Raw genomic sequence first — 3,111 nt, 5'->3', positions numbered from 1 at the left:
GCATTCCCTTCTCTCCTCAGCCCATCAAGCGGAAAAACACCGTTCTGCAGACCATGCCGGATAGGTCCGGCCCATGAGCGGCGCCCCTGCGCAGGACTGATCCATCCGGGCGCCGGCTTCGGAAGGGAGCTGGACCCACACTGGAAACCTTGCGCCGTCAGCCTGCCCCGGCTGCCAGCCCTTTCCCCAGTATCCGCGACCGCAGCGCACGCCCGTTGGCGGGCTGCGGAAAAGGTCGGGGGCGTCATATCCTTGCTCGCAGCTCTCGCGGACCTTGCCCCACATGCCAATGGCTTCGAACACCCCAGCGGCAAGCGCAGCATACAGGGTGGACGCGGCACGATCAGCCAAACACGCTCTCTGGCAGCGCTCACGGCCAGCAGGTTCGGCCCGCGGCACCGGACCTCCGCAGAACGCCTGCTCGCGGCTGGAAAGGCCAGAAAGCCCGTCACCCTCGCGTGCGCGCCCAAGATGATCCCCGCCCATGCCGGCCCTCAGATCGACGGCGCCGCTCGTCACCCTCGCTTGCCCGCGCAAGATCCTGACTTCCAACGCGCTGAGCACCGGAGCGACCTGCCAAAATGCCGCCGCCTGAAACACAGGTGCTCGGGAGGCCGAGCCTCTGGAACGGTTCGGCCCCAGACCCGCCCCCTCCGACCAGAACCGCGGAAGCTGGCCGCGCTCCTGCCGGGCGCTTCCGCTGGCGATGCGGACAGGGCAGAGGCGCTGTCCCCAGGCGCTCGGATCGGCTCCCGCAAGCGTGCGGCAAGCTGAAACGGTCTTCCTGTTTCCGCTTATCGTCAGTCGGTTCCTCCGCAGGCATGTGGCAAACCTCGTGGAGCTCGGCCTTCCCCACCGCCCGCGCGGCCCGACCGAAGGGGCCGTCGGAAACCACCCGGCTCGCCCACGCGCATGCGGCAAACCCTGCCCGGCGATGCCGGACAAGGCCCGTGCGGCGCGCGTGGCAAACTGCCGCGGTCTTTGGATCGGGTTCGGATCACCCGTCCCGGCGGGCGGGTGGACGCGCCGAAACGCGCCCGCAACCGGTGCCCGCCATGCTCACCCGGCGCTCGGCGCCTCCCAGTAGGAGGAGAAATAGTTCAGCCCGCGCTCGACCCGCCCCGCGGCGCGGAAATGCTCCTTGGCCTGCCGGACCACGGACTGCTCCGCCGCGACCCACAGATATGTCCCCGCGTCCGGGAGCGGGGTGGCGCGCAGCGCCTCCAGCAGGCCCGCGCCCGGCTTCCGCTCCACCCAGTCGATGGTGATACCCGGCGGCGCGGCGATCCCGCAGCGGTCGGCGGGATCGGCGAGTTCGATGAGCGCGCGCCCCTGCCGCGTCGCGGGCGAGGCTTCGAGGATCCGGCGGATCGCGGGCAGCGCGGTCTCATCCCCCGCGATCAGCAGCCGCTCGCCCGGCGGAAAGTCTCCGCCCCCCGGCCCCATGACCGCCACCCGCTCCCCCTGACGGGCGGCCCGCGCCCAGTCCGATGTCCGCCCGCCTGCATGGAGATAGATGTCGAAGGTGAAACGCCCCGCTCCGTCCGGCCCGGCCTCCAGCGTCACAAAGGTATAGCCCACCCGGTGCAGCGCATCCGCGCCCTCAGGCCAGACCGTCCGTCCGCGCTCGTTCAGATGCGGCAGGACAAGCGCGCGCCCCTCGGCCGGCAGGAGGAGCGAGAAGTGCATGCCCCCCCGCCCCAGCGCGCCCGCCCCGGGAGTGGCCATCTCCACCCGCAGGAAATTCGCGCCGATCCGGCGGGTGGAAAGCACAGTGGCATCGTGCAGGCTCGGCGGGCGCGCGGGCAACGCCGGGCCATCCGCCCATGTCAGCCCCGCGGCGACCTCCGGGCTCACATGGTCGAGCAGATACATCGCGCTCTCCCGCATGTGATAGAGCTGCACCGCGTCCACCGCGCGAATGGCGATGTCCAGCCCATCCGGGGTCAGCACCAGCGCCGCGCTCGCCAGCGGCCCGCTGATCTCCAGACGCCCCGCCCCGCGCCGCACCGGAAGGTCGAAGGCAAGCAGGTGCTCCTCCAGATGCGGCAACATCTCCTCGGACAGCGGGCCGCGATAGCGCCCCGTGGCGGTTTCGGTATGGGTCATGCCAGCCTCTCCTCGGGGCGGTGTGCAGGGATCACCATGGGCGTGCCCGTGATGGGATCGGGATGGACCTCGGCGGCAAGGCCGAAGGCGCGGTCGAGATGTTCGGGCGTCAGCACCGCCTCCGGCGCGCCTTCCGCCACCAGCCCGCCCGGTCCCAGCAGCACGAGGGCATCGCAGAACCGCGCGGCAAGGTTCAGGTCGTGCAGGACGGCTACGACCCGCAGGCCCGTGCCCCGGCTCTGCCGCCGCAGCAGCGCCAGCAGGTCGAGCTGATGCGAGAGGTCGAGGAATGTCGTCGGCTCATCCAGCAGCAGCAGCGGCGTCGTCTGCGCGAGAACCAGCGCGATCCACGCCCGCTGCCGCTGACCGCCCGACAATTCCTCCAGCGGGCGATCCGCCAGATCGACGACACCCACGGCCTGCATCGCCGCGACGCAGGCGCTCTGGTCCGCCTCCCGCCAGGGCGCAAGCATCCCGCGCCACGGCAGGCGGCCCCGCCGCACCAGATCGGCGACCGTGATGCCGCCGGGCGCCACCGGCGATTGCGGCAGCACCGCCATCCGGCGGGCCAGCGCGCGGCTTTCGATCCGCCGCACGTCCTCGCCCTCCAGCAGCACGCGGCCCGATTGCGGCGTGATGAGCCGCCCCATGGCGCGGAGCAGCGTGGACTTGCCGCAACCGTTCGGGCCGAGGATCGCCGTCATCGGCACATCGGGAAACCGCAGGTCCAGCCCCCGGATCACCGTCCGCCCGTCATAGCCAAGCGTCAGCGCCTCTGCCGCCAGTCTCATAGCGCGCCCCCTTTCATCTCTCGCATCAGCCGCCACAGCAGGTAGGGCGCGCCGAGCAGCCCCGTCATGACCCCGGCGGGCAGCTCCACGCCGGGAATGACCGTGCGCGCCAGCGTATCCGCCCCCGCCAGCACCACCGCCCCCGCGGCGGCGGCGGCCAGCATCCGCCCCGCAAGGCTCCGCGCCCCGCTCAACCGCTGGCCAAGCGGCG

The 3,111-nt window shown here is 71.7% G+C and carries 3 protein-coding genes; all 3 read right to left on the bottom strand.

The features are described 5' to 3' along the window. Positions 1 to 1,059: 1,059 nt before the first annotated feature. Positions 1,060 to 2,109: a siderophore-interacting protein gene (locus RT513_RS16435; protein WP_290686192.1), complete on the bottom strand. Its 1,050-nt coding sequence runs from the start codon at positions 2,107 to 2,109 to the stop codon at positions 1,060 to 1,062. Then, complete coding sequence (locus RT513_RS16430; RefSeq protein ID WP_290686188.1) at positions 2,106 to 2,900, bottom strand: ABC transporter ATP-binding protein; 795 nt, start codon at positions 2,898 to 2,900, stop codon at positions 2,106 to 2,108. The genes RT513_RS16435 and RT513_RS16430 overlap by 4 nt, the downstream gene beginning before the upstream one ends. Then, the coding region (locus tag RT513_RS16425; protein ID WP_290686185.1) for an iron chelate uptake ABC transporter family permease subunit at positions 2,897 to 3,111 on the bottom strand (215 nt) is incomplete at its 5' end. The genes RT513_RS16425 and RT513_RS16430, both read right to left, overlap by 4 nt.

The sequence above is a fragment of the Haematobacter sp. genome (genome assembly GCF_032102465.1).
Taxonomy (GTDB): Bacteria; Pseudomonadota; Alphaproteobacteria; order Rhodobacterales; family Rhodobacteraceae; genus Haematobacter.
Note: the sequence above shows the minus strand (reverse complement) of the source record. Positions and strands in the feature narration are given on the sequence as shown.